We start from the raw sequence: 25,526 nt of genomic DNA on the forward strand, positions 1-25,526 counted from the left end.
GCCTTGGGGGCCGGCGTTCTTGTTTTTGGAGACGTCGATCGCGCGCCCTTCTTCCCTTCTCCCCTTGTGGGAGAAGGTGGCGCGAAGCGCCGGATAAGGGGTCTGTATCCGCGAACTCAAATGAAGTTGGATTTCGGGGAGAGAGACCCCTCACCCGTCTCGCCGCCGTCGCGGCGAGCCACCCTCGCCCACAAGGGGAGAGGGGAAAAGTCAATCACGCCCTCGGCGCGCAGCGGACGTAGACCATGTTGCCGTAGCGGGTGGCAGCGTCCTTGTCGATGAAACGGGTGATCAGCACGCGGCCGTCGAAGGAGATGATCTCGCGGTCCTGGTCGCCCGGCGTCGGGCCGGCCGGCCCGATGTAATTCTTGCCGCTCGGGGAGCCCTTCAGCCGCAGCTCCTGCGGAGTCGCTTGGTCGGCCAGATGCATGATCACGCCGCCGGAAGAGCCGGCGGTGATCACATAAGGATTCTTGCACTGGGCCCGGGCGGCCGCCTCGGTGCGCGCCCGGTCGGCCGGATTCTGGAACGAGGCGAGGCCCCAGCGGCCGACGATCTCGTCGGCGCGGATCGTCGCAGGCATTTCCGGACCGGTGCCGGGCTCAGCCTCGGGCGGCGGCGAAGACGACGAGAAGGACGGCAGGCTCATGCCGCCGCCGCAGGCGCCCAGCAATAGCGCCAGACAGGACGCGGCGGCCAGATTGGCAACCGTGCGCGCGCAAGCTGAACTGATCATGGCATTCCCCCGAACAAGACCATGGCCGCACCCCTGCAGCAGCCAAGCGCAAAACCGCTGCCGGAGCAATGCCGTCGTTTGATACGCCGGCGCCCCGAACGAGTTTCCAATGCCACCATCCTATATCCGCCTCACCAATCGCTTAACCACCTTTGCTTGACAGGATCGCGGCCAAGCCATATTTCCGGGCGCACTATTAGCACTCGGAGAGCCCGATTGCTAAGCGCGCCGTCGATCCTCGGCAAGAGGGTGGGCGGAAGCGCCGCCCCAACCTACTTCCACTACTTCCGAAGCGAGCCTCCAAAGGGAAACGTCATGGCTAAATCCAAATTTCGTCCGCTGCATGACCGTGTCGTGGTCAAACGTATCGACGCCGAGGAAAAGACCAAGGGCGGCATCATCATTCCCGACACTGCCAAGGAAAAGCCCTCCCAGGGCGAAATCGTCGCCGTCGGACCCGGCGGCCGCGACGAGACCGGCAAGCTGATCCCGATCGACCTCAGGGTCGGCGACCGTGTGCTGTTCGGCAAGTGGTCCGGCACCGAGGTCAAGATCGACAACGAAGAGCTCCTGATCATGAAGGAGTCGGACATCATGGGCGTGCTGGCCTAAGACCATCCGCCTGAACGGCCGCTGAATATCCCTACTGTCATGCCCGGGCCTGACCCGGGCATCCTCATTCTTCGCACGAAGATGGATTGCCGGATCGAGCCTGGCAAAGACGAAGGGAAGCGCGGCAACACAACACCAAACACGAGGGATTGCAGATATGGCTGCCAAAGACGTCAAATTTTCCGGAGACGCGCGCGATCGCATGCTGCGCGGCGTCGACATTCTCGCTAACGCCGTCAAGGTGACGCTCGGCCCGAAGGGCCGCAACGTCGTCATCGAGAAGAGTTTTGGCGCACCCCGCATCACCAAGGATGGCGTCACCGTCGCCAAAGAGATCGAGCTCGAGGACAAGTTCGAGAACATGGGCGCCCAGATGGTGCGTGAGGTCGCCTCCAAGACCAACGACCTCGCCGGTGACGGCACCACCACCGCAACGGTGCTGGCCCAGGCCATCGTGCGCGAAGGCGCCAAGGCAGTTGCCGCCGGCATGAACCCGATGGACCTCAAGCGCGGCATCGACATCGCGGTTGCCGCGGTAGTCAAGGACATCGAGAAGCGCGCCAAGCCGGTCGCCGCCTCCTCCGAGGTTGCCCAGGTCGGCACCATCTCGGCCAACGGCGACGCCGCCATCGGCAAGATGATCGCCCAGGCGATGCAGAAGGTCGGCAACGAGGGCGTCATCACCGTCGAGGAGAACAAGTCGCTCGACACCGAAGTCGACATCGTCGAGGGCATGAAGTTCGACCGCGGCTATCTCAGCCCCTACTTCGTCACCAATGCCGAGAAGATGACCGCCGAGCTCGAGGACGCCTACATCCTCCTGCACGAGAAGAAGCTCTCGGGCCTGCAGGCCATGCTGCCGGTGCTCGAAGCCGTGGTGCAGTCCGGCAAGCCGCTCGTCATCGTCGCCGAGGACGTCGAGGGCGAGGCATTGGCCACCCTGGTCGTGAACCGCCTGCGCGGCGGCCTCAAGGTCGCAGCCGTCAAGGCGCCGGGCTTCGGTGACCGCCGCAAGGCCATGCTCGAGGACATCGCGATCCTCACCGGCGGCCAGCTGATCTCCGAGGAGCTCGGCATCAAGCTCGAGAACGTCACGGTGAAGATGCTCGGTCGCGCTAAGAAGGTGGTGATCGACAAAGAGAACACCACGATCGTCAACGGCGCCGGCAAGAAGCCCGACATCGAGGCCCGCGTCGGCCAGATCAAGGCGCAGATCGAGGAGACCACGTCGGACTACGACCGTGAGAAGCTCCAGGAGCGCCTCGCCAAGCTCGCCGGCGGCGTCGCGGTGATCCGCGTCGGCGGCGCGACCGAGATCGAGGTCAAGGAGAAGAAGGACCGCGTCGAGGACGCGCTCAACGCGACCCGCGCCGCGGTGCAGGAAGGCATCGTGCCCGGCGGTGGCGTTGCGCTGCTGCGCGCCAAGAAGGCGGTCGGCCGCCTCTCCAACGCCAATGCGGACGTCCAGGCCGGCATCAACATTGTGCTGAAGGCGCTCGAAGCCCCGATCCGCCAGATCTCCGAGAACGCGGGCGTGGAAGGCTCGACCGTCGTCGGCAGGATCCTGGAGAACAAGTCCGAGACCTTCGGCTTCGACGCCCAGACCGAGGCCTATGTCGACATGGTTGAGAAGGGCATCATCGATCCCGCCAAGGTGGTCCGCACCGCGCTCCAGGACGCCTCCTCCGTGGCCGGCCTGCTCGTGACCACCGAGGCCATGGTCGCCGAGACGCCGAAGAAGGAGGCGCCGCCCGCCATGCCAGCCGGCGGCGGCATGGGCGGCTTCTAACGCCCGATCGTCCGTTAGCGTGTTCCGAAGGCCGCCTCCGGGCGGCCTTCTTTTTTGCCGACCCTGCCCCTCCGCTTTCCGATTCAACCGGCGGCCAAAACCCACTACGGTGGCGCCGATTCTGATGGCTCGAGGATTTCATCGATGCGCGCGCTCCTGGTTTGTTTGACCGCCCTTTTGGCAGCCTTGCTCGCCTTTGCGCCCGAGGTCGCTTCCGCCCAGATGAAGCTATCACCGAAGGCCACGACGGCCGGCGGCGCCGAGACGCGCTATTTCACGTCGATCGACGGGCTGATGGACGGTAATGCCGACGCGATCCTGAAGGAGACGCGTCAGGGCAAGACGGTCACGGCGGCCGTACTCGACGTCTGCTATCCGATCGCGAAGAATTCCGACCGCAAGGACCGCTTCGTCGTCAATCTTCAGGTTGCAGGCCAGAACCTGACGGGCACGACGCAGAGCCTCGGCGCGAAGGCGCCCGTCAGTGTCAAGCTGCTGCGCAAGCAGGCCGGGGACATGTTCGAATTCCGCGGCCAGATCACGATCGGCCAGGCCGTGACCGAGGTCACCTCGTCCGACAATTCCGATCTCAGCGAGAAGGAATTTCTGGACAACCAGACCTCCGACGACGGCATCACGCCGCAGCCGAAGGATTTCACCGACGTCTCACCGGAGGCGATCGCGGTCAAGGTCAAGCTCGATGCCGCGACCGACTTCCTGAAGAGCCTGAAGGGCCAGGAGGTCGAGGTGACGCTGGCCAGCCTCAATGTCAGCTGCGACGCCCTGCGCGCCGGTGAGCAGACCATCAACATGTCCGTCGATCCGGAGCGCGCGGGCGCACTGCTAGCAAAGTTCAAGGCGATGCCCGGCGTCACCGCCGCCGGGTGGACCGCGGGCATGACCGAGATGGACCGCACCATCCGCTTCCCCGCCGCCGACTGGCGCGACGGCGACAAGATCAACCGCGACAAGCTCGCGACCGCGGTTGCGGGCGTGCTGAGCAGGACGCTCGCGGCAAAGCCGGTCTCACAGAGCTTCAACCCCGCCACCGGCAAGCTCAAGCTGGTGTTCAAGCGGCCGAACCAGGATCACCCGGCGCTCGAGCTCACCGACACGATCGAGGTCGCAGGGCTCGTCTCGCCCGACAAGCCCGGCACGACCGACAAGCTGATGCTCTGGATCGGAAGCCCCGCGACGACCACGGCCGATGAAAGCAGCGGCGCCAGGCTCAATCTGTCCGACGACGCGAGCCCCGACGAAGAAGGCGAGCTGCCCGACGACAACGGCTCGATCGAGGCGCTTGCCAGGGAGCTGAAAGGTCAGCGCTGGGACGCCGACAAGTCGGTGTGGAAGTGACGAAGTCATTCCGGGGCGACGCGCCAGCGTCGACCCATGGTGCGCAATCGCGCCCCTGAATCTCGCGCCACAATCTCCAGATTCCGGGTTCGCGTTTCGCGCCCAACGCTCAATTCCCGTTGACGCGAAAGCGCAGCGGCTTGGGACCGACCAGCGTGAGCACCTCGCCCTGGCGCTTCCAAGTCTCGACGCTGCCGAGCGCGGCCACGAGCTCGTCGTCGGCCTGCGCCTTCGCAGGCGGACAGGACCGGTCCTGGATCTGGCCGGGGACGAAGATCACGGTGTTGCCGGCGACCGAGAACTGGCCCTTGCCGCTCTTGCACCAGAGCTCCAGCACGACCTCACCATTGTCGCCGATCTCGATGTTCGGTATCCGCTTCGAGCCGGGCTGCGGCAGCGCCTCCAGCGTCATCTCGGTGCCGAACGGGAACCCCTCCTCGGCACGCGCAAGCGTGGACATCGCGAACATTGCCACTGCCGCAAACGTCAATCGCCTGAGCGAAACCATGAGACCTCTCGACCAACCTGACTTGGCGCACCTTCTATAAGACGGCGGCGCCCTTGAGAAGGTTCGCGCAGGCGGATGTAGATGCAAAAATCCCCGCGAGGCGAACCTCGCGGGGATTTGCATCGCAGCCTGGCGCCGACCGCTACTTCAGCACCAGCGCCGTGAACGGCCAGACATAGGCCTGCAACGTCACGAGCACGCCGACGAGGCAGGCGAGCACGATCGAGTGCCAGAACACGAAGCGCAGGATGGTGCCCTCGTGGCCGTACCAGTTGGTCGCAGTGGAGGCGACTACGATCGACTGCGCGTCGATCATCTTGCCCATCACGCCGCCGGAGGAGTTCGCCGCGGCCATCAGGACCGGCGACAGGCCGAGCTGCTCGGAGGTGATCTTCTGCAGGTTTCCGAACAGCACGTTGGAGGCGGTGTCCGATCCCGTCAGTGCGACGCCCAGCCAGCCGAGCAGCGTGCCGAAGAAGGGATAGAGCACGCCGGTTGCCGCGAAGGCGAGACCGAGCGTCGCGTCGACACCGGATAGCCGGGTCAGCGTTCCGATCGCGAGCATCGCTGAGATCGTGATCAGCGAGATCGCGCACAGCCGAATGGTGCGGCCGTATTCGGTCAGGAGCCGGCCGGGACCGACGCCCATCAGGAAGCCGGAGATGATCGCCGCGATCAGCATGCCGGTGCCGGTGAAGGACAGGTAGGTGAAGGCGAACACCGCGCTTTCCTTGGTCGGCCCTGGGGCGACCGGCGGCATCTTGTTGATCATCTGGTGCAGCTCGGGCACGGGATAGTTCCAGGTGAAGATCGAGTTCGCCCAGCCCTTGAAGGCGCCGCTGCCCCAGACCAGCATCACGATGCAGACGATGATCCACGGCAGCAACGCGTTAAACAGCTCGCCCTGCGTGAGTGGCGTCTTGTCGAGCGGCTTTGCCGCCGCCATCGTGGAGGCCGATTCGTCGCGGCCGCGGAGCGCCGGCGACAGCCAGAGCTGCTTCGGCTGCCACACCTTCAGGAACAGGATCAGCGCGCCCATCGAGATCAGCGACGCACCGATGTCGACGATCCAGGGATTGATGTAGTTGGAGATGACGAATTGCGGGATCGCGAACGACACCCCCGTGACGAGGATCGCCGGCCAGACGTCCTTCATGCCCTTCCAGCCCGCGAACGCCCACACCACCCAGAACGGCACGATCAGGGAGAAGAACGGCAATTGCCGGCCGACCATGGCGCCGAGGATGTAGGGATCGAGCCCGGTGACGGAGGCAAGGCCCTGGATCGGCGTGCCCAGCGCGCCATAGGCGACCGGTGCGGTGTTGGCGATCAGCGACAGGCCGGAAGCCGCCAGCGGCGAGAAGCCGAGGCCGATCAGCACCGCACCCGTGATCGCGACCGGCGTGCCGAAGCCCGAGGCGCCCTCGAAGAATGCGCCGAACGAGAACGCGATCAGCAACAATTGCAGCCGCCGATCTTCGGTGACGCCGCCGACCGCGCGCTTCAAGAGCTCGAAGCGCCCGGTGGTCACGGTCACCTGGTAGAGGAAGATGACGTTGAGGACGATCCAGCCGATGGGGAAGAACCCGGTGACGATGCCCAGCACCGAGGCGCGGATCGACATGTTCGCGGGCATGGTGAAGACGAAAATCGTGATCAGGTTGGTCACGATCACGGCGATGATTGCGGCGATGTGGGCCTGGACGCGCCCGCTCGCGATCAGGACCAGCAGCGTGACGACGGGCACAGCTGCCGCGATCGTCGACAGCACCGGGCTGTGCAGCGGATCATAGATTTGATTCCACATGGTCTTCCTCCCCCACGCATGTTGCGGCAGGCGACTCGCGTGGAGAGCCGATCCTGCTTGACGTTGGAAGCGATAACCCCTGAGCTTGACGCGAATTCCTCACGAATGCGGCGGTTCCCGTCCGCTCACAAGCTCGCGAAACCCTGGTCACCCCGCCCCGCGCCGTCGAGCCCCATGCTAGGGTTGCAAGCTGCGACAAGCCAACGCAAATTGCAGAACTTGCGACTTTAGTCTAAGCGCGCCCATTTCCGTCATTGCCTCAGCCATTTGGCTCCGGGCCGTTATGCACATCCCCTCTAGGAGACCCAGCTCTGTGAACAACATCCGCGCCACGCTCGCGATCGTCTGGCGAATCGCCGGCCCCTATTTCCGATCGGAGGACAAATGGGCCGGCCACGGCCTGCTCGCCGCCGTCATTGCCATGGAGCTGGCGCTGGTGGCGATCAATGTTCTCGTCAGTCAGTGGCAGAACCGATTCTTCAGTGCGGTCCAGGGATATGAACTGGACCGGTTCGTCAGAGAGATTTGGATCTTTCTCGGCCTTGCTTTCACCTTCGTCGCGCTGGCGGTCTACAAGCTCTACCTGAACCAGTGGCTCCAGATTCGCTGGCGACGGTGGCTGACGCAGCATTATCTCGGCGAATGGCTGAGCGGCTCGACGCATTACCGCATCCAGCTCAAGGGCGACCCCGCCGACAACCCGGATCAGCGCATCACCGAGGACGTCAAGAATTTCGTCGAGCAGACGTTGACCCTCGGGCTGGGCCTGCTGTCGTCGATCGTGACGCTGGCCTCGTTCGTCGTCATCCTCTGGGGTCTGTCGGACAAGGCGCCGCTGCACATTTACGGCACAGACATCATCGTCCCGGGTTTTCTGGTCTGGTGTGCGCTGGTCTACGCGATCCTGGGTACGGCGCTGACGCACTGGATCGGTGCTCCGCTGATCAACCTCAATTTCGAGCAGCAGCGCTTTGAGGCCGACTTCCGCTTCAACCTGATCCGCGTACGCGAAAATTCCGAGCAGATCGCGCTTTTGAAAGGTGAGAGTGCGGAGCGAGGGAATCTGCTGCAGCGCTTTGGTTTCGTCATCGGCAACTGGTACGCGATCATGAGCCGGACCAAGCGCCTGACCGCCTTCACGGCAAGCTACAGCCAGGCTGCAGTGATCTTTCCCTATGTGGTCGTTGCTCCGGCTTACTTCGCCAAGAGAATTCAGCTCGGCGACATGATGCAAACTGGCTCGGCGTTCAGCAGCGTGCAAGATGCGCTCTCGTTTTTCGTCACAGCCTATCGCTCGCTCGCGGAATGGCGCTCGGTGATTGCCCGTCTCGACGGTTTCGAGATGTCGGTCAGGTCGGCGGCCCATACGGCGACGCGCGAGCCGACCATCGGCGTTGCACCATCGAGCGGCAAGGCAATCGGTCTCGATCAGTTGCTGGTAAAGCTGCCGAACGGCGAGCCGCTTGTTGCGGCCGATACCTTCGCGATCCAGCCGGCGGAGCGGGTGCTGGTGACCGGGCCGTCGGGCTCCGGGAAATCCACGCTGTTCCGGGCCATCGCCGGAATCTGGCCGTTCGGCACCGGAACCATCGCGATTCCCGAAAAGGCCAAGCTAATGATGCTGCCGCAGCGGCCGTATTTTCCGATCGGCCCGCTCGGCGACGCCGTAATTTACCCCGCAGGGCGTGGCGCGATCGCACCCGAGAAGATCGCAGAGGCGCTGAACGCGGTCGGCATGCCGCGGCTGGCAAAGCGGCTCGACGAGAACGGTCACTGGAATCGGATGCTCTCGCTGGGCGAGCAGCAGCGCCTCGGGCTCGCCCGCGCGCTGTTGCATGTGCCGGACTATCTGTTCCTGGACGAGGCCACCGCCTCGCTGGACGAACCCTCCGAGGCCCGGCTCTACCGGCTGCTCGCTGAGAAGCTGCCGCAGACCACCATCGTCTCGATCGGCCACCGCTCGACGCTCGACGCTTTCCACACCCGCAAGGTGGCGCTGGTGAAGGACGGTGCGATTCACGTCCTCGGCGGCGAACGGGCTGCAGCGGAGCCGAGCGCGGCGCGTTGAGGCGCAGGGCAATCCGCACTGCGTTCTCCTTAGAACGGATGCCAAGTCTTCCTCGCGACAACGCGCCGCGTTTCTGCGTCGCCATGGCCGGGCTTGTCCCGGCCATCCACGCGCTCATTGCGCGACAGTGCCAAAGAACGTGGATGCCCGGAACAAGCCCGGGCATGGCGTTTGCGAAGAGACCCGACCCCAAAGCAAAAAGGCGGCGGATTGCTCCGCCGCCCTCATCAAGTCGTTTCGGGAAGAAACTTACTTCAGGTTGGTCATCGCTGTCAGGTCGAAGGACAGCTTGGCGATGCCGGCGGCGCCGCACCAATTGGAGCCGACGCCAGTCGGATTGATGTTGCTGAAGCTGCCGTTGAAGCCTGCCGTGTAGTCGCTGGTGAAGGCGTTGCAGTTCGCCTTCGAAAGGTCGGTGTCGGAGTAACGCAGGTCGAGCGTGAATACCTTGTACGTGAATCCGATGCCGATATTCCAGGTGTTGTAGTCGGCGTACTTGATGCCGTTCGGGAACGGACCAGCGAATCCCGGCGCAGCGAAGCCGGTGCCATAGAACGAGTCGGAGGTGCCCAGGAATTGGCGGCCGAACTCACCCGAGACGTACATGCCGACGCCACTGGAGCCGAAAAAGGTGCTCGGCGCCGTGTACTTGGCGGTGATCGACACGTAGTCGCCCCACGCACCGGAGTTCAGGAAGCTCGGCGTATAGTACTCGTTCAGGCCAACGGTCCAGTTGTCGTTGATGGTGTAATTCACCTTGCCGTAGACTTCGAAGAAGCTCACGTCCTTCTTCATGACGTTGCCGTTGAGCAGAGCGTTGGCGGCGCACTGCGCGCTAAGCGGGTTGCCGGCGGTGTCAGTCGGCGCGCCGTAAAAGCAGGTGCCACCCGGATAGAGATAACCCCAAACACCGATGTCGAAAGCGAATGCACCGAAGGTCGGGCGGATGCCGCCGTAGACGTCGATCTCGGCCGCGGCGCGGTTCGGGAAGGAAATGCTCTCACCGGCGACGCCGATGTAGAGCTGGAGGTCCTTGGTAACGTTGTAGCGCGGCTCGAAATAGGCGGCGACCGACGGTTTGTGGTTCGACTGGCTGATACCGCGGAAGATGTAGTCGCTCATGATCGCGCCACCAAAAGCGATGTCCCAGGGATCGAAGGCAGGCGGCGGCGGGGCTTTCAATGCCTTGACCGGCATGTCTGCCGCGAAAGCCGAACCCGTCACCATTGCCAGCGCCGTTGCCAACAAAGCCACTTTTTTCATTTCGATCCCCATCGCCAGTTCTTGAGCCCCAGTCGGATCCCGGTAACCCCCGGGGCGCTCGACTTGATTGCAATCTCGTAACTGCGGCAATTTGGATTGAGGGGTGCGAGCCGTGAAGCAAAAAGCGCGGGCATTTGCCGACTTTTTAGGCGTTTTGACGATTCCACGAAACGTTGTCAGCCTGTGTGTCTTCTCGAACACATTCTTTGCGTTGCAAGGTGCACGAGAGGGACCGTGCAAGTACGGGAAAGCCAGGCAGCGTGGCGCCCCGGATACGAATCAGACAGGCGCAGGAAAGGGCGGCCTCTAAAGGTGCTTGCGGCGATGCAAAAAGGCCGCAGCGTCACCGCCGCGGCCTTCCTTGTCGTCGATGGTGGTCGCTGGACCTAGCCTTGCCCCTCGGCCGGCGCAGCTTCCGCAGAAGACGAAGGCATCGCCCAGCTTGTCTCAGCGACAGGCTCGGCAGCCGGAGCTGCCGGCGTTGATGGCTTCGGCGCAGGAGCTGCCTTCGCCTTCTTCGGTGCCGCTTTCTTCGCGGCCTTCTTGGGTGCGGCCTTCTTGGCCGACCTAGTCGCCGCCTTCTTGGCGGCCTTCTTCGGGGCTGCCTTCTTGGCAGATTTCTTCGTAGCCTTCTTGGCAGACTTCGTCGCGGACTTGGCTGCCTTCTTGGCGGTCTTCTTCTTCGCCGCTACGACCTTCTTGGCCTTTTTGGCCTTCTTGCTTTTTTTCTTCTTCGCTTTCGCCATCGTGGTCCTCCTGTTGCCGCCGAACAATGGTCGATCGGGCGTCTTCAGCCGTCACTTCCGGACGAAAGCTCAGCCTTTGAAAGCTCAAACTTGCGCGTTCAATGCCGGCCGCGACCCGCCCGTAGCCCAATCGAGAAGCTCAATCGTGTGTACGACCGGAACTGACGTGCCACTGGCAATCTGCACCATGCAACCGATATTGCCCGCGGCAATCATGTCCGGCTTGACGCTCGCGATGTTGGCGACCTTGCGATCGCGCAACCGGCCCGCAAGCTCGGGCTGGAGAATGTTGTAGGTCCCCGCCGAACCGCAACACAAATGGCTCTCCGGCACATCTTTCACCACGAATCCATTCTTGGAAAGCAATTCTTTCGGAAGGCCCGTGATTTTCTGCCCATGCTGCAACGAACACGCAGAGTGATAGGCGACGACGATTTCATCGTGCGGCGCTGTGGTCGCGAGTTCGAGGCCGGCGACGTATTCGGTGATGTCCTTGGCGATCGCGGAGACCTTGGCCGCGTCGGCGGCGAACGCAGCGTCCTCGCGCAGCAGATAGCCGTAATCCTTGATCACGGTGCCGCAGCCGGAGGCCGTCACCAGGATGGCGTCGAGCCCCTCGCCGGCCGCTTCCTTCCGCCACGCCGCCACATTGGCGCGGGCTCGCGTCAAGGCGTCATGGTCGTCGCCGAGATGATGGGTCAGCGCGCCACAGCACTGCTCGTCCCGGACCAGGACAACCTCGATGCCGTGGCGGGTGAGAAGGCTGATGGCAGCCTGGTTGATGCGCGGCGCCAGCACCTGCTGGGCGCAGCCTTGCAGCAGAGCGACCCGGCCGCGCTTCTTGCCGAGCGCGGCGAACACGCTGCCGGCGCGGGGCCCCGGCGATGGCAGCCGGTTCGGCGCCAGCGCCAGCATCGCCTTGATGCGCTGGATCAACCCGGGCGTGGCCGAGGGCCGAGGCGTCGGCAGGAAGACGGCAAGCGGGCGGGCCAGCCGCGCCAGCACCATGCTCGCGCGAAAGCGCCGCGGGTCCGGCAGGACGAAGGCCAGCACCTGGCGCAACAACCGCTCAGTCAGCGGCCGCTGATAGCGCTGCTCGATCCGGACCCGGGCCTGGTCGACGAGATGCATGTAGTTCACCCCTGAGGGGCAGGTCGTCATGCAGGCGAGGCACGACAGGCAGCGGTCGACATGCTTGACCACCTCGGCGGTCGGCGCCTGGTCCTTTTCCAGCATCTCCTTGATCAGATAGATGCGGCCGCGCGGGCTATCGAGCTCGTCGCCGAGCAGCACATAGGTCGGGCAGGTTGCTGTGCAGAAGCCGCAATGGACGCAGGCGCGAAGGATCTTGTCGGCCTCCGCGATGTCGGGGTCGGCGAGCTGCGCCAGTGAGAATTCGGTCTTCATGTCGCAGCGCTCCGCGTCAACCGCCCCCGGTTGAGAATGGTCTTCGGATCGAAGCTGGCGCGCACCCGCTCGCTCAGCGCGGCAATGCCAGGCGCTTGCGGATGGAAGACATCGACATCACGCCTGACGCCCTCGGTCGCCCGGATCAGCGTGGCATGTCCTCCGAACGCGTTGGTGCGCTGGCGCACGGCCGGGGCATGCGCGTCCGGCTTCGGCGGCAACGCCGCCCAGATCAGCCCGCCGCCCCAATCGTAGATCACGTCGCCGCCGGTCTCACGGGCCAATTGGGTGCCGAGCGCTGCCCCTGATGCCGGCGGACAGACGATCCGCCAGACCGGCCAGGCGCCAAGCGCACCGCTTGCCGCGAACGGCAGGACGTCGCGGATCGTGGCCCACAGCGCCGCGGACGCCACGTCCTCGATCAGCGTCGCAGTTCCGAACGGCGCCAGCAATTCGCGCAAGGAGCCTGCGCGGTGCGCGGCAGAGGCCGTGATGCCCTCGAGCCGCAGCACGGTCAGCGCCTCGTCCTGGCCCCCGATGTCGCCAAGTCCTTCCGACTTGGCCCGAAAGGCCGATTTCGGCAGATGCGCGGCACCGGAAACGTCGAAGGGCGAGCCGAGTGCCGCCGTCATGGCCTTGTTGGCCCCGGGGTCGTCGAGCCCGTGCAGCACCAACGTCCGCTCGGCCTCGGGCTTGGGCATCACTTTGAGCGTGACCTCCGTCATCACCGACAGCGTGCCCCAGGATCCGGCGAGAAGCTTGCAGAGGTCGTAGCCTGTGACGTTCTTCACCACCTTGCCGCCGGTCTTGAAGCTGTCGCCGAAACCGGAGACGGCGTGCGCCCCGAGCAGGTGATCGCGCGCCCCGCCCGCCCTGATCCGCCGCGGACCAGCGAGCCCGGCGGCGATCATGCCGCCGATGGTTCCGAGCGCCGGCGTGCCGAGCAACGGCGCCGTGTCCATCGGCTCGAAGGCGAATTGCTGGTTCTTGGCATCGATCAGCGACAGCACGTCGGCCAGCGGCGCACCGGCCTGGAGCGTGACGATCAGCTCGTTGGGCTCGTAGGAGGTGACGGCATTGAGCGCCGAGACGTCGAGCACGGCATTGGTCGCCATCGCGTGGCCGATGCCGCGCTTGGAGCCATGACCGATGATCTCGAGCGGCTGCTCGTTGGCGATCGCCGCGCGCACCACTTCTTCGACGTCTTTGGCGTCTCTGACCTTCAGCGTATCCACGGGAAGAGGCCGTAACGAAATTCGCGCCGGAAATCAAATCTGGCAAGCCTTGAGCATCGCCCAGCCCGGCAATCTCTGGTGCAACGCGAAAGAGCGGCGGCCACGCGCTCCCCCTGCTGGGCAGACGTCAGCGCACGCCATACGACTGTCGTCAGGGGCGATTGCGGACGATTAGGGTTGCCTGCTCTCTGAGTGAGGACTCCAATAGGAACGGACGCAAGCACTCGCATTTGACATGCATTCGGCGCGCCGGCGCGAAGCGAGCGAAATGGGCGGGGCGATCTACGGCTCTTGTCAGGCGCGTCACAATCACCACGAAGAGGAGGCTTGCCATGAACGTGGAGCGAGTTCGTATCTCCCGACGGCAATCCGTTGCCGGTTTGTCGGTCCTTGGCCTGAGTGGGCTGTTGATCCCCACAGCCCATGCGCAGCACAAAGCACAACAGAAGCACCAGGAAACCACTGGGGTGGGAATACATGCCGCCGAAGTGAAGGATGAGGACATCTTTCAGTTCGCGCTGAACCTGGAATACATGGAGGCTGAGTTTTATCTGCGTGCCACGACCGGCAAGGGGATCGACGATTCTGACGCTGGACCCGACGCCGCGAGGGTCGCTGGCGGACACGAAGCCAAGTTCGACAGGAAGGAAATCCGCGAGTTTGTCGAGGAGCTGGCTGAAAACGAGCTTGCCCACGTGCGCTTCTATCGCAAGACGCTGGGCAGGATGGCGGTATCGCGCCCGGCCATCGATTTCGATGCGGGCTTCAAGGCAGCCGCCCAGGCCGCTGGTCTGCCCGCCGACTTCGATCCGTTTGCCGATGACATGAGTGTCTTGCTGGGCGGCATGCTGTTTGAGGATGTCGGCGTGACGGCATATGCCGGGGCAGCGCCGTTGCTCAAGAGCAAGGAGTTCGTCGAGGCTGCGGCGGGCATTCTGGCCGTCGAGGCGTACCACATGGGCATGGCGCGCTCGCAGCTCTATTTGATGGGTGAAAAGGCCTGGAATGCGGCCAACGCCATCTCCGACGCCCGGGACCAGGTCGACGGTGGTCAGGACAAGGACCAGGGCATCCGGATGAACGGCAAAGCCAATGTCGTTCCGTCAACGCCCGATGCCATTGCCTTCCGCCGCACGCCGCAGGAGGTGCTGCATATCGTCTATCTGACCGAGAAGCAGGGTGTCAGCAAAGGCGGGTTCTATCCGAACGGAATGAACGGCGTGCTCAAATCCACCTGAGTTCTCGGCCGAATGGGAGCCGGATCGGCCGTCGTGCCGGCGGCCGAAACGCGCCTGCGCACGATCATTGGGTAGGTCGCTCTTGATGCTGTCGTAATCTTGTTTGGGTGGCTCGCCCCACCCGGACGAGATCATCGTCGGTACGTCGAGCAAGCAAGAACCGTAGCGACGCAATCTCTCGGCGCCCACAGCTCGACTCCGCGTTCTGCATCAACCGTCGCGATCATCGGCACTGCTTTCGGCGAATCGGCGCGAGGCGCACATCGGGCGTTTGCTGACCTGCGATAATAGATTGATGAACAGGCGTTCATGGAACTGCGCAGTTTCCAACTCGTTGATCAAAGTTATTCGTTGAGAGGAGGAATGAAGATGAAGAGGATGATAATTGCACTTTCTGCCATCGCCCTCATCGGCACTGCGCCGGCTGTCTTTGCCCAAGGCGTATCAAGCAAGACGCCGGGCCACGAGATGCAAACCAAGGGCTCCAAGGCAGGCCATCCGGGAGCATCCGGCTACGCTCCGGGACATAAGAAGCAGGCCATGGGTTCTAAGAAAGGTCATCCCGGCGCTTCTGGCTACGCTCCTGGCCAAACCACGGGCGCGAACACGAAACGTAGCTACTGACGGCCATCTCGCAATTGCCAATAGGCCAATGACAGGAGCCGCCGCGGTCTCAACCCGGCGGCTCTTTGTGTGAGCGATCCCAAGGCGACGACGAGGGTTGCGAACGTGGGCGGCCACCCCGGAGCGTGGCACCTTCCCTCGTCCTGAGCAGCTTGCGCAGCAAGCGTCTCGAAGGACGAGATCCGCGCTGCAACCGCCGGGCCTTCATAGGCGAGACGACAGCTTCGCGGTCTCCCATGAGGATGTGGAGTGTACCTCGGGCCTCAGCTCCTGCGACATCCGCACTTCGATCATGATCGAACCATCTTCACCCGAGACTTGGCTACTGGTCGCATGGTCTTCGTCAAAACGGAGCTCCATCATGGACGAACAGGCAATGAACCAACAGGCCATCCATCAGGCCGTCGGCGGCGGCGGTTTGCTGGTTGTGGCGCAATGGGAAGCGAAGGCTGAAGAAGCCGATCGGGTTGCCGAGATCCTGCGCAGCTTCCTGCCACAGGCTCAAAGCGAACCCGGCGTAAAACTATTCCTGATCAGCCGCGCCAAGGACAATCCGGCCCAGTTCCTGTTCTACGAGCTATTCCGCGACGAGGCCGCATTCAAGGCGCATCAGGACAGCGCACATTTTAAGACCCATATCGCCGGTCAAGCCCTACCTCTGCTGACCAGGCGCGAACGCACGCAATATGCGCTGATGTAGACCCGCGGCAGCATCAGGAAAGCCGAATGGTGTAGCCTCGCTGCGCCGTTCGGCGCCGCGTCACGCCCCGTCATGCGTCCCCTGCCAATCGCCGCCACTCGCGCGATCGAGCTGAAACGTGACCGATCTTCGGGTGTGAATTGCGGCGAGGACTTCTCCCGATAGCGTCGACATAGACAGCCCAGGATGAGGAATATCCGACATTGCGAGCCTAGAACCGCGGGATATCCGGAAACGCCAGCTTGCCTGCGTGGACATGCATGCGACCGAGCTCGGCGCAGCGATGCAGGGTCGGAAACATCTTTCCGGGATTGAGCAGGCCCTGGGCGTCGAAGGCGCATTTGAGGCGCTGCTGCTGGTTGAGGTCGATCTCGCTGAACATGTCGGGCATCAGATCGCGCTTCTCGATGCCGACGCCGTGCTCGCCGGTGAGCACGCCGCCGAATTCGACGCAGGCGCGCAGGATGTCCGCACCGAACGCCTCCGCACGCTCGATCTCGCCAGGCTTATTGGCGTCGTAGAGGATCAGCGGATGCAGATTGCCATCGCCGGCATGGAACACATTGGCGCAGCCGAGCTGGTATTTTTCCGAGAGTTCGCGGATGCGCGCCAGCGCCTTCGGCAGCGCACCGCGCGGGATGGTGCCGTCCATGCAGAGATAATCGGGCGAGATGCGCCCGACCGCGGGGAACGCGGCTTTCCGGCCCGCCCAGAACAGATTGCGCTCGGCCTCGGAATTGGAGATCTGGCAGGTGGTGGAGCCGCAGCCATTCGCGATCGCCTCGACGCGCGTGATCAGCTCGTCGACCTCGATCTTGGGACCGTCGAGTTCGATGATGAGCAGCGCCTCGACGTCGAGCGGATAGCCGGCGTGGACGAAGGCTTCGGCCGCGTGGATCGCGGGCTTGTCCATCATCTCCATGCCCCCAGGGATGATGCCGGCGCCGATGATGCGTGCCACGCATTCGCCGGCGGCTTCGACTTCTGCGAAGCCGACCATCAGCGCGCGCGCGGTCTCCGGCTTTTGCAGGATGCGCACGGTGATCTCGGTGATGACCCCGAGCAGGCCCTCGGAACCGGTGATGACTCCCATCAAGTCGTAGCCGGGGTTCTCCGCCGACTTGCCGCCGATGCGCAGGATCTCGCCGCTCATCAGCACGATCTCGCAACCGAGCACGTTGTTGGTGGTCATGCCGTATTTCAGGCAATGCACGCCGCCGGAATTTTCCGCGACGTTGCCGCCGATCGAGCAGGCGATCTGCGAGGACGGGTCGGGCGCGTAATAGAATCCGGCATGCGCGACCGCCTGACTGATGGCGAGATTGGTGACGCCGGGCTCGGTCACGACGACGCGGTTCTCGAAATCGATCTCGCGGATGCGCTTGAACTTGCCGAGCCCGAGCAGCACGCCATCCTCGAGCGGCAGGGCGCCGCCGGATAGCGAGGTACCGGACCCCCGCGGCACGACCTTGATGCCCTGCCCTGCACAATACTTCAGGACCAGCGAGACCTGCTCGGTGGTGTCGGGCAGCACCACGACCATCGGCGGCTGCCGATAGGCCGTCAATCCGTCGGATTCATAGGCTCGCATCTCGGCGGCGCTGTCGATCACACCCTCGCCAGGCACGATTGCGCGCAGCGCGGCAACGATGTCCGCGCGGCGCGCGAGCACGGCCTGGTCGCTCGCAGGCATCATGATAGCCATATCAAATCCTTCATGGCATTTCCTTTCCGGCCCAGGCCGCCTGATCAATTTGTTGCGGCAAATCAACCACGTCCGCGGATGTTTGGGTAGGCCATCCGAAAGTCGGACAACGATCTTTCCGCGACTTCGCTCTGGGACAAGTAGGAAATCGTGAAACCTGTCATGGTCTGGCGGCTTGTCCAAGCCGGGCAGGCCTGCCAAAACCGGCACGTCCGACCATTGCCGCTCAGGCAAGAGACTGACTAGACCCACCAGGGAAGAGACGAAGAGCACCCGATGACAAAACTGACCTTTGGCGCACTGACGACCCTCACCGTGATTGCCACCGCACCCGCCGCGATGGCGCAGGATGTCGCGGCCGGCAAGACGTCGTTCAACAAATGCCTGGCCTGCCACGCGATCGGCGAAGGCGCCAAGAACAAGGTCGGCCCCGAGCTCAACGGCCTCAACGGCCGCAAGTCGGGCACCGCTCCCGATTATAACTACACGGATGCGAACAAGAATTCCGGCATCACCTGGGACGAGGCGACGTTCAAGGAATACATCAAGGATCCCAAGGCCAAGATCCCCGGCACCAAGATGGCCTTCGCCGGCATCAAGAACGAGACCGAGATCAACAATCTCTGGGCCTTCATTTCCCAATTCGACAAGGACGGGAAGATCAAGCAGTAAACGCGGAAAAGGCGGCCGCTAATCGGCGGCCGCCTGCGCCGGCACGATCTTGCCGATCATCGCCTCGATCTCCGCCTTCACGAGATCCGGCACGGCGTTCTGCACCATGTGGCCGAGATCGGGCAGCACGATCAACTTCGCATTCGGCACGGTGGCAGCGAGCGGGCGCGCGTGGATGCCGGTCGAGACGGTCTTGTCGGGCTCGCCGGCGATGATCGTGACCGGCGCCGATATCTCGCCGTAACGCGCGACTTGCCCGGCCACTGCTTCCTTCAGCGTCACCAGGTCAAAGGCATTGGCGATGAACTCGCGCGGACGCAGCAGCAGCGGCGTCGCGGAATCCTTGACGAAGCCGTCCGGCATGACTTGGGGCAGGAAGACGTTGCGCGCACCGGATTCGGTGAGGACGTAGCCGAGCGGCAGCGTGATCGTGTAGGCGAGCAGCGGACCGACCACGGGCGTTGCGATGATCTCGTTGTAGCGGCCGACGCCGCCGCGCCAGGGATGAGTGACGGGCGCGAGCATCACGAGGCCGGCAACGCGGTGGGGGTGATCGAGCGCGATCCGCGCGCCGAGGGCGCCGCTCCAGGAATGCACCACGAACACCGCGCGATCGATCCCGAGCCTATGAAGCGCTTCATCGATCATCCGCGCCTGGATCTGCGGCGTCGAATCCTGCCGCCGCAGGCGCGTGCTCCAGCCGTGGCCGGGGCGATCGATCAGAATGACGCGATGATCCCTGGCGAGGAGATCGCCGAGCGGCCGTCGCATCGCTTCGAGATTGGAGCTCGCGCCGTGCAGCATCACGATCGGCAGGCCAGCGTCGCGCGGGCCGAGATCGAGGACGTGAAGCACAGCGCCGTCGACCTCGATCATCCGGCCCTGCGCCGGAAAGGCGCGCTGCACGACGACGATTCCAGCCTGCGTGACGAGCGCCAGCAGAACCAGCGCCGTCACGATTGACATCACGATCATCGAGAGAATCCGGGCGATCCTGGGCACAGGGCAGTTACGAGTCTTGGCACACGGCAGTTTCGCTCAGCCGGCATCAAGGCTTCCACCGGAAATGGTGGGCTGTGGATATGTGCACAATTGGGGAGCGTAAAAACTCAATGGAATCAACAATATTCCTTGGCGACACGGACGCCTCGGCCCAGCTTCATGCAGTCGTCATCGCGGAATCCATATAATCGCCATGGTCGGTTCGGCCATCTAGGCGCGGGTGGGCGCCGATCCTCCTCGCAACCTCGGGGATGCGGGAAAGACCGGCAGGATGTTTCCTGGTTGAACCGGAGGATTTTCGATGAGCTTCAGATCGAATGACACTGCGATCGATGAGATCGTCGCGAGCTGTAACGGCGACCTGCGCGGTGCCGTGCGGGCGCTGCTCCTGATCAACGAGCATCTCGAAGCGGAGCTTGCAAAGGCTTACGCTGCAGCCGCCGATCGCGGCCTCTCCGAGCGCGGCGGCAGCGTCCTGCATTGAGTGCAGGCTAGTTCGACCCGTCCTCGTCCTTTTCCTCGTCCGGCGTGAGCGCGGGACAGGCGCGGATCGTTGAACGCGCAACCTTGGCGTCGGCCTTGGATTTGTAGGGGCCGTCACCGAACCAGATATCGCCGATGATCACGGGATTGCTGGTCACGATGTTGCATTTGCCGGTGGCGCGGTTGCCGACCACCCAGAACAATCCGTCGGCGAGGCTCGCCGTGCCCGACGCGAGCAGCAAGCTACCCGCAAAGATCAAACGCTTCATGGCTTTGCTCCTGCCCTGCAGGTAGGCCCGCGGCGGCCCCGGCAATAGCCCTCACGATGCGACGCCTGCGATCGTGGTTAATCCGCGCCGGCCGCGATCGCTAGAAGCTAGATGTCGCGGCCTTCGACCTTCTCGGTCAGGGCCTTGACCTGGTCGGGAATCTTCTCGAGGTGCGGATTGACGGCGAGTGCCTTGCGGTAGGCGTCCAGCGCGCGCTTCTCGTCACCAACCTCCTGCATAATCATGCCGAGCCCGGCGAGCGCACCGAAATGGCGCGGTTCGCGGATCAGCACTTGCTGGATGTCGGCGAGCGAGCGGCCGTAATCGTTCTGCATGTAATAGAGCGTGGCGCGCCGGTTCCACGCCTCGATGTAGTCGGGCCTGAGCTTGATGACCGAATCCAGCAGCTTGATCGCGACCTCGATCTTCTGCGCGTCGACCGCGGTCTTGGCGCGCGACATCAACAGTGCCGCGGTGTCGCTCGGGGTCTGGAGCCAGATCGCCCAGATCCGCGCCTCGACATGCTTGGCGCTGGCCTCATCGGGCGCCGCCTTCAGCGCGCCGAACAGGAAATCGAGATTCTTGGTGCGGTCGACCTTGGGCAGCTTGGCCGGCGCTTCCGGCAGCTTCTTCTGCTTGCCGGGCGGGGGCGGCGGCTCAATCTGCTGTGCTCGCGCCGGGGCGAAGCCGGCGGTTCCCAGGACAAGGGCCAGACACAGCGTAAGCGCGAAAGGGAATCTCACTGCCATGGTGAAAGTCTAAACGCGTAAAGCCGCCCTTGCAAAGCAAAGGCGGCGTCAAACTCGTGTGAGACCGGGTCTTGCGGGACGCGCGCGGCGTCCGGCAGGGCGAGATCAGCCCTGGCGCGCCTTGAAGCGGCGCTGCACCTTGTTGATCACATAGACCCGGCCCTTGCGGCGGACCAGGCGGTTGGCGCGATGGCGACCGCGCAGCGATTTCAGCGAGTTACGGACCTTCATGGCAGAATCCTGAACGTTCGAAAGGCCGTGTTCGGCACTACCGTTTCGGCACGCGCGAATGTGGCAAAATGAGATTTTTCCCGCTGGCAGACCGACCGCCCGGGACGGGGCGGTTCTTAAGGCATGGCGGGCGGTGATGTCAATGTTAACGGCCCCGTTCCGAACCAGCAAATTCGTGAAAACAACCCCATGCACAGTAGAAACGGCCGGATCGGCTCGATCTGCCAATCGATAACCTGCGGCTTTGCCTTGCAAAATTCGTTATATCATATAATCAATTCGGCAACCCGCCGGGAGGAAAACCATGCCGAAGCTGAAGCTGCCCAACATCGACGATGTCGTCGCCATCGACATCCACACCCATGCCGAGGAGCCCTGCGGCTGCCATGCTGACGACGGCTATGACGATTTCCAGGCGCAGATGGCGGAGTATTTCAAGTCGCCAAACAAGCATCCGCCGACAGTGCCGGAGACCGCGGCGTACTACCGCGCCAAGAACATCGCCGCCGTGATCTTCCCAGTCGACGCCGAGCGCGAGACGGGCTTCCGCCGTTACAACAATTACGAGATGCTGGAGGTCGCCTCCGACCACCTCGACGTCCTCATCCCCTTCGTCTCCATCGACCCGCACAAGGGCAAGCTGGGCGTCCGCGAGGCGCGCAAGCTGATCGAGGAATACGGCGTACGCGGCTTCAAATTCCACCCGACCATGCAGGGCTTCTACGCCAATGACCGCATGGCCTATCCACTCTATGAAGAGATCAACAATGGCGGCGCCATCGCGCTGTTCCACACCGGCCAGACCGGCGTCGGCTCCGGCATGCCCGGCGGCATGGGCATGCGGCTGAAATACTCCAACCCGATGTACATGGACGATGTCGCGGCCGATTTCCCCGACCTCAAGATCATTCTCGCCCACCCCTCCTTCCCCTGGCAGGAGGAGGCACTGTCGGTCGCAACCCACAAGCCGAACGTCTACATCGACCTTTCGGGCTGGTCGCCGAAATATTTCCCGCCGATCCTGGTGCGCTACATCAACTCGATTCTCCAGGACAAGATGCTGTTCGGCTCGGACTGGCCGGTGATCACGCCGGATCGCTGGCTGTCGGATTTTGCCAAGATCGACATCCGCGACGAGATCCGGCCCAAGGTGCTCAAGGCCAACGCGCGCAAGCTGCTGGGAATCTAGACGCGCTCATGGATCGGTGGAGTCTGGCTGATTTTCGTGGGCGCAACGGATACTGCGCCAACGGAAGCTGCCTCCGGTCACATCGTCCGCGCCAAATCACGGTGTAACTCCCGGTTCTCTAGTGGCTTCGGCGCGCAGCTTCTCAACTGCACGCAGGAACTCCCCTTCGGTGGTATCAGCCTGATCGACTTCGGAACGCATTCACGCCAGATGCGCTTCGCTTCGTTGAAATATTGCAGCGTTCGCCTCGCAACCCGATCGAATTCCTCGCACACTCTTGGCCGCGCAACAGCGCCCGATCCGAATTTCCTGCTTGGATCGATATCACGGGGCCCGCTATAGTCCTGCGGCTGCATCGAGCCCGGAGGACGGTCAATTGCCCCTCAAAGCCGTCGTCTTCGACGCCTACGGAACGCTCTACGATATCCAGTCGGTCGCTGAGATCACCGAGGATGCATTTCCAGGCTATGGCGGGATCATCACGCAGATCTGGCGCATCAAGCAGCTCGAATATACCTGGTTGCGCTCGCTGATGCGGCGCTACCAGGATTTTTCGGCGGTCACGCGCGACTCCCTGGCCTATACGTTGCGCGTGCTCGGGCTCGCTTATGACAGCGAGGCGTTCGAGCGCGTGATCGAGAAATATCTGCATCTTGAGCTCTATCCGGATGCGATCGATGCGCTCACCGCGCTGAAGCCGCGCAAGCTCGCGGTCCTCTCCAATGGCAGCCCGCACATGCTGAACGCGTTGGTGCGGAATACCGGCCTCGATCGCCTGCTCGATGCCACCATCAGCGTCGACGCCAAGAATATCTTCAAGCCGAGCCCGGAGGCCTATGGCCTCATCGGCGAGGTGCTGGGCACCAAGCCGAACGAGGTTCTGTTCGTCTCCTCCAATCCCTGGGACGCCGCCGGCGCGAAATCATTCGGATTGAAGGTTGCCTGGATCGAGCGGGTGGCACCCGAAGCCATGGCGCTGGCTTGCGTCGAGACCGAACTCATGGCACCGCTGACGATGTTCAAGGCGATCCGCACCCAGATGGACGAGCTCGGCTTCGCGCCGGATCATCGTGTCCGCGCGCTCTCCGAGCTGCCAAGCATCGCTTAGGGATCGCTAGCTGCCATGAGTTCGAGTGAACTGCTGGAATGAGCTGTTTGGAATGAGCCTGCAATCCGTTCGCGATTTCTTCGCCGAGAAAGCCCCCGACATTACCGTCATCGAATCCCCGATCAGCTCCGCCACGGTGACGCTGGCGGCCGAAGCCTATGGCGTCGAGCCGGGGCGCATCGCCAAGACGCTCTCGTTGCGCGTCGGCGAGCGCGTGATCCTGATCGTCGCTGCCGGCACATCGCGCATGGACAACAAGAAGGTGAAGGCGCAGTTCGGGGGCAAGCCGAAAATGCTGGGACCGGAGGAGGTCGCCGAGATCACCGGCCACGAGGTCGGCGGCGTGTGCCCGTTCGGCCTGAAGGCACCGCTGCCGATCTATTGCGACGTCTCGCTGAAAGCGTTCGACGTCGTGGTGCCAGCCGCGGGCTCGACCCACAGTGCCGTGCGCATCACCCCTGACCGGATGGCCGAGTTGGTCGCGGCCGAATGGGTCGACGTCTGCGAAATCAGGCGCGACTAGAGCCTTATCGGTTCTGATCGAATCAGAACCGAACCTCTCCGCGCGACCGGGTATCCACGTCGCGCGAAAGCACTTTAATCGTCATCGTAGGGTCGGGGCTGAGCCCCGGGCGGAGCCGCATTATAGCGCGGCGGCGGCGGCGCGGCGCGGTTGCGCGGGACCGGCTGCTGCGGCTGGGCCTGATTGTTCGACTGGAACACCGCACGGCACCCGCTGGAGAGTTGCGGCGTGTTCTGCTGCAAGCAGGCCACGATGCGGTTCACGTCGGGAATCTGATCGCTGCACAGACGCCACACATCAGGCGTGCAGGCCATCTGCTGTTCCATCGTGCCGCGGTATTCTTGCGCAGATGCCGCGCTCTGCGCGACGATGCCGCTGATCGCGAGCGCCACACCCAGCGCAATCCGCTCTGTTCGCATGTCCCGATCCTTCCCGAATCCGTCAAAACCTCCTCAATCAATGAGGCGGGGGAAGGTTCTGGACCAACAACAAAATGTGAAAGCGCGTCTGGAACCTACTCGACCTTGCCGATCTTCTTCACCGCCGCGATCAGCCGCGCGCTGTCGGCCGCGACGAATTGCGCGAAGGCCGGGGCATCCTGATAGGCCACGAGGCTGCCCGAGGCCTCGAACGATTTGAGCACGTCCGGACTCGTCATCACCTGCGCCATCGCCTCGCGCAGACGGGTCGCGATCGCGGCCGGCAGCGCGCTCTGCGCGAACAGGCCGGCCCAGATGTACATCTCGACATCCCTGTAGCCGAGTTCCTGAAAGGTCGGCACGTCGGGGAAGCTCGCGATGCGCTGCGCGCCGCAATTGCCGAGCACGCGCAGCTTGCCGCCGTCGACCTGCGGCTTCAGCGTGCCGGGTGCCGCGGCGATCGCCTGCACGGTACCACTGAGGATGGCGGTCAGTGCGGGACCTGCGCCGCGGAACGGCACATGCAGCAGCTTGATGCCGGCGCTGCTTGCGAACATCTCCATCGCCACGTGCAGCGTGCCGTAGGGCCCGGACGAGCCATAGGTGATCTGGCCCGGTCGCCTCTTCGCGTCCTCGACGAAATCCTGCGCCGTCTTCCACGGTGCCGAGGCTGGCACCGCGAGCAGCGTGGGATCGGCGAGCACGCGCGCGATCGGCATGAACTGCGAGACTTCGTACGCAACAGGACGCTCGAACAGGCGGTCGGCTTCGGGGAGCACCGCGAGCGAGGACAGTGTCATCAGCAGCGTGTAGCCGTCGGGCTCGGCGCGCGCGGCCGCGGCATTGCCCACCGATCCGCCGCCACCGCCGGCGCGGTTGTCGACGATCACGGGCTTGCCGAGAATCCGCTCCAGCGCCTGGGCCACCGGACGCGCCGCCAGATCGGCCTGTCCGCCAGCGGGAAACGGCACGATCATGGTGATGTTGCGGGCTGGATAGGTTTGAGCAAAGGCATTGTCAGGTAACCCAGCGCGCAACAACGGCAGTGCAGCAGCGGCGCGCAGGACGTCGCGTCGGTCCATGGCAG

Annotated in this window: 26 protein-coding genes; 12 read left to right on the forward strand and 14 right to left on the reverse strand. The window is 63.7% G+C overall.

What is annotated here, in order from left to right:
* Window positions 1-214 precede the first annotated feature (214 nt).
* Window positions 215-736 (reverse strand): hypothetical protein, encoded by a 522-nt coding sequence (locus tag IVA92_RS24265; protein ID WP_247277607.1) that lies wholly within the window; start codon window positions 734-736, stop codon window positions 215-217.
* 315 nt (window positions 737-1,051) lie between these two features.
* Between IVA92_RS24265 and IVA92_RS24270 the strand changes: the two genes are divergently transcribed.
* The 3 genes from IVA92_RS24270 to IVA92_RS24280 all read left to right on the forward strand — a co-directional run bounded on the left by IVA92_RS24270 (window position 1,052) and on the right by IVA92_RS24280 (window position 4,493).
* Entirely contained in the window at window positions 1,052-1,348 is a 297-nt protein-coding gene (locus tag IVA92_RS24270; RefSeq protein WP_247277608.1) for a co-chaperone GroES, read from the forward strand.
* 157 nt (window positions 1,349-1,505) lie between these two features.
* On the forward strand, window positions 1,506-3,137 hold the full coding sequence (gene groL / locus IVA92_RS24275) for a chaperonin GroEL (RefSeq protein ID WP_247277609.1): 1,632 nt from the start codon (window positions 1,506-1,508) through the stop codon (window positions 3,135-3,137).
* 144 nt (window positions 3,138-3,281) lie between these two features.
* Complete coding sequence (locus IVA92_RS24280) at window positions 3,282-4,493, forward strand: hypothetical protein (protein ID WP_247277610.1); 1,212 nt, start codon at window positions 3,282-3,284, stop codon at window positions 4,491-4,493.
* 109 nt (window positions 4,494-4,602) lie between these two features.
* Here the strand turns inward: IVA92_RS24280 and IVA92_RS24285 are convergent, their stop codons facing one another.
* Together IVA92_RS24285 and IVA92_RS24290 are read right to left on the reverse strand one after the other, a co-directional pair.
* The gene (locus IVA92_RS24285; protein WP_247277611.1) at window positions 4,603-5,001 is read right to left on the reverse strand and encodes an META domain-containing protein; all 399 of its coding nucleotides are present in this window, start codon (window positions 4,999-5,001) and stop codon (window positions 4,603-4,605) included.
* A 142-nt stretch (window positions 5,002-5,143) separates the two neighbouring features.
* Window positions 5,144-6,808: an L-lactate permease gene (locus IVA92_RS24290; protein WP_247277612.1), complete on the reverse strand. Its 1,665-nt coding sequence runs from the start codon at window positions 6,806-6,808 to the stop codon at window positions 5,144-5,146.
* A gap of 313 nt (window positions 6,809-7,121) precedes the next feature.
* Here IVA92_RS24290 and IVA92_RS24295 point away from each other — a divergent pair, with 313 nt between their 5' ends.
* A complete protein-coding gene (locus tag IVA92_RS24295) occupies window positions 7,122-8,876 on the forward strand; it encodes an ABC transporter ATP-binding protein/permease (protein WP_247277613.1) in 1,755 nt (584 codons plus the stop codon).
* Window positions 8,877-9,125: 249 nt separating this feature from the next.
* Here IVA92_RS24295 and IVA92_RS24300 read toward each other — a convergent pair whose 3' ends face one another.
* From IVA92_RS24300 to IVA92_RS24315, 4 genes are all read right to left on the reverse strand, one after another.
* Window positions 9,126-10,139, reverse strand: coding sequence for a TorF family putative porin (locus IVA92_RS24300; protein ID WP_247277757.1), 1,014 nt, complete (start codon window positions 10,137-10,139; stop codon window positions 9,126-9,128).
* Between the two features lie 386 nt (window positions 10,140-10,525).
* Complete coding sequence (locus IVA92_RS24305; protein ID WP_247277614.1) at window positions 10,526-10,885, reverse strand: histone; 360 nt, start codon at window positions 10,883-10,885, stop codon at window positions 10,526-10,528.
* An 84-nt stretch (window positions 10,886-10,969) separates the two neighbouring features.
* Window positions 10,970-12,292, reverse strand: coding sequence for a glycolate oxidase subunit GlcF (glcF, locus tag IVA92_RS24310; RefSeq protein WP_247277615.1), 1,323 nt, complete (start codon window positions 12,290-12,292; stop codon window positions 10,970-10,972).
* The gene (locus IVA92_RS24315; RefSeq protein ID WP_247277616.1) at window positions 12,289-13,527 is read right to left on the reverse strand and encodes an FAD-binding protein; all 1,239 of its coding nucleotides are present in this window, start codon (window positions 13,525-13,527) and stop codon (window positions 12,289-12,291) included. The genes glcF and IVA92_RS24315 overlap by 4 nt, the downstream gene beginning before the upstream one ends.
* A gap of 332 nt (window positions 13,528-13,859) precedes the next feature.
* Between IVA92_RS24315 and IVA92_RS24320 the strand changes: the two genes are divergently transcribed.
* From IVA92_RS24320 to IVA92_RS24330, 3 genes are all read left to right on the forward strand, one after another.
* Window positions 13,860-14,765: a ferritin-like domain-containing protein gene (locus tag IVA92_RS24320; protein ID WP_256464547.1), complete on the forward strand. Its 906-nt coding sequence runs from the start codon at window positions 13,860-13,862 to the stop codon at window positions 14,763-14,765.
* Between the two features lie 309 nt (window positions 14,766-15,074).
* A complete protein-coding gene (locus IVA92_RS24325) occupies window positions 15,075-15,389 on the forward strand; it encodes a hypothetical protein (RefSeq protein WP_247277617.1) in 315 nt (104 codons plus the stop codon).
* Window positions 15,390-15,750: 361 nt separating this feature from the next.
* On the forward strand, window positions 15,751-16,089 hold the full coding sequence (locus IVA92_RS24330; protein ID WP_247277618.1) for an antibiotic biosynthesis monooxygenase family protein: 339 nt from the start codon (window positions 15,751-15,753) through the stop codon (window positions 16,087-16,089).
* 211 nt (window positions 16,090-16,300) lie between these two features.
* On the opposite strand, the gene IVA92_RS24335 is transcribed toward IVA92_RS24330, so the two are convergent.
* Window positions 16,301-17,794, reverse strand: a complete 1,494-nt coding sequence (locus IVA92_RS24335) for an FAD-linked oxidase C-terminal domain-containing protein (protein WP_247277619.1) — start codon at window positions 17,792-17,794, stop codon at window positions 16,301-16,303.
* A 276-nt stretch (window positions 17,795-18,070) separates the two neighbouring features.
* Here IVA92_RS24335 and cycA point away from each other — a divergent pair, with 276 nt between their 5' ends.
* Complete coding sequence (cycA, locus tag IVA92_RS24340) at window positions 18,071-18,466, forward strand: cytochrome c-550 CycA (RefSeq protein WP_247277620.1); 396 nt, start codon at window positions 18,071-18,073, stop codon at window positions 18,464-18,466.
* An 18-nt stretch (window positions 18,467-18,484) separates the two neighbouring features.
* Here cycA and IVA92_RS24345 read toward each other — a convergent pair whose 3' ends face one another.
* The gene (locus IVA92_RS24345; protein WP_247277621.1) at window positions 18,485-19,441 is read right to left on the reverse strand and encodes an alpha/beta hydrolase; all 957 of its coding nucleotides are present in this window, start codon (window positions 19,439-19,441) and stop codon (window positions 18,485-18,487) included.
* Window positions 19,442-19,769: 328 nt separating this feature from the next.
* Here IVA92_RS24345 and IVA92_RS24350 point away from each other — a divergent pair, with 328 nt between their 5' ends.
* Entirely contained in the window at window positions 19,770-19,952 is a 183-nt protein-coding gene (locus tag IVA92_RS24350) for a hypothetical protein (protein WP_247277622.1), read from the forward strand.
* A 7-nt stretch (window positions 19,953-19,959) separates the two neighbouring features.
* Here the strand turns inward: IVA92_RS24350 and IVA92_RS24355 are convergent, their stop codons facing one another.
* The 3 genes from IVA92_RS24355 to ykgO all read right to left on the reverse strand — a co-directional run bounded on the left by IVA92_RS24355 (window position 19,960) and on the right by ykgO (window position 21,200).
* Window positions 19,960-20,220: a hypothetical protein gene (locus IVA92_RS24355; protein ID WP_247277623.1), complete on the reverse strand. Its 261-nt coding sequence runs from the start codon at window positions 20,218-20,220 to the stop codon at window positions 19,960-19,962.
* A gap of 107 nt (window positions 20,221-20,327) precedes the next feature.
* Window positions 20,328-20,969: a tetratricopeptide repeat protein gene (locus IVA92_RS24360; protein ID WP_247277624.1), complete on the reverse strand. Its 642-nt coding sequence runs from the start codon at window positions 20,967-20,969 to the stop codon at window positions 20,328-20,330.
* A 105-nt stretch (window positions 20,970-21,074) separates the two neighbouring features.
* On the reverse strand, window positions 21,075-21,200 hold the full coding sequence (gene ykgO, locus IVA92_RS24365; protein ID WP_006611362.1) for a type B 50S ribosomal protein L36: 126 nt from the start codon (window positions 21,198-21,200) through the stop codon (window positions 21,075-21,077).
* 304 nt (window positions 21,201-21,504) lie between these two features.
* On the opposite strand from ykgO, the gene IVA92_RS24370 reads away from it, so the two are divergent.
* The 3 genes from IVA92_RS24370 (at window position 21,505) to IVA92_RS24380 (ending at window position 24,020) form a co-directional block, all read left to right on the forward strand.
* Window positions 21,505-22,389 carry an amidohydrolase family protein gene (locus IVA92_RS24370; protein ID WP_247277625.1) on the forward strand — a complete coding sequence of 295 codons (885 nt, stop codon included), beginning with the start codon at window positions 21,505-21,507 and terminating at the stop codon, window positions 22,387-22,389.
* Between the two features lie 376 nt (window positions 22,390-22,765).
* The gene (locus IVA92_RS24375) at window positions 22,766-23,497 is read left to right on the forward strand and encodes a haloacid dehalogenase type II (RefSeq protein ID WP_247277626.1); all 732 of its coding nucleotides are present in this window, start codon (window positions 22,766-22,768) and stop codon (window positions 23,495-23,497) included.
* 52 nt (window positions 23,498-23,549) lie between these two features.
* Entirely contained in the window at window positions 23,550-24,020 is a 471-nt protein-coding gene (locus tag IVA92_RS24380) for a YbaK/EbsC family protein (protein ID WP_247277627.1), read from the forward strand.
* Window positions 24,021-24,094: 74 nt separating this feature from the next.
* Here the strand turns inward: IVA92_RS24380 and IVA92_RS24385 are convergent, their stop codons facing one another.
* Both IVA92_RS24385 and IVA92_RS24390 read right to left on the reverse strand, forming a co-directional pair.
* Window positions 24,095-24,439, reverse strand: a complete 345-nt coding sequence (locus IVA92_RS24385; protein ID WP_247277628.1) for a hypothetical protein — start codon at window positions 24,437-24,439, stop codon at window positions 24,095-24,097.
* Between the two features lie 95 nt (window positions 24,440-24,534).
* Window positions 24,535-25,521 (reverse strand): tripartite tricarboxylate transporter substrate binding protein, encoded by a 987-nt coding sequence (locus IVA92_RS24390; protein ID WP_247277629.1) that lies wholly within the window; start codon window positions 25,519-25,521, stop codon window positions 24,535-24,537.
* Window positions 25,522-25,526 lie beyond the last annotated feature (5 nt).

The organism is Bradyrhizobium sp. 154 (assembly GCF_023073875.1).
Lineage (GTDB): Bacteria > Pseudomonadota > Alphaproteobacteria > Rhizobiales > Xanthobacteraceae > Bradyrhizobium.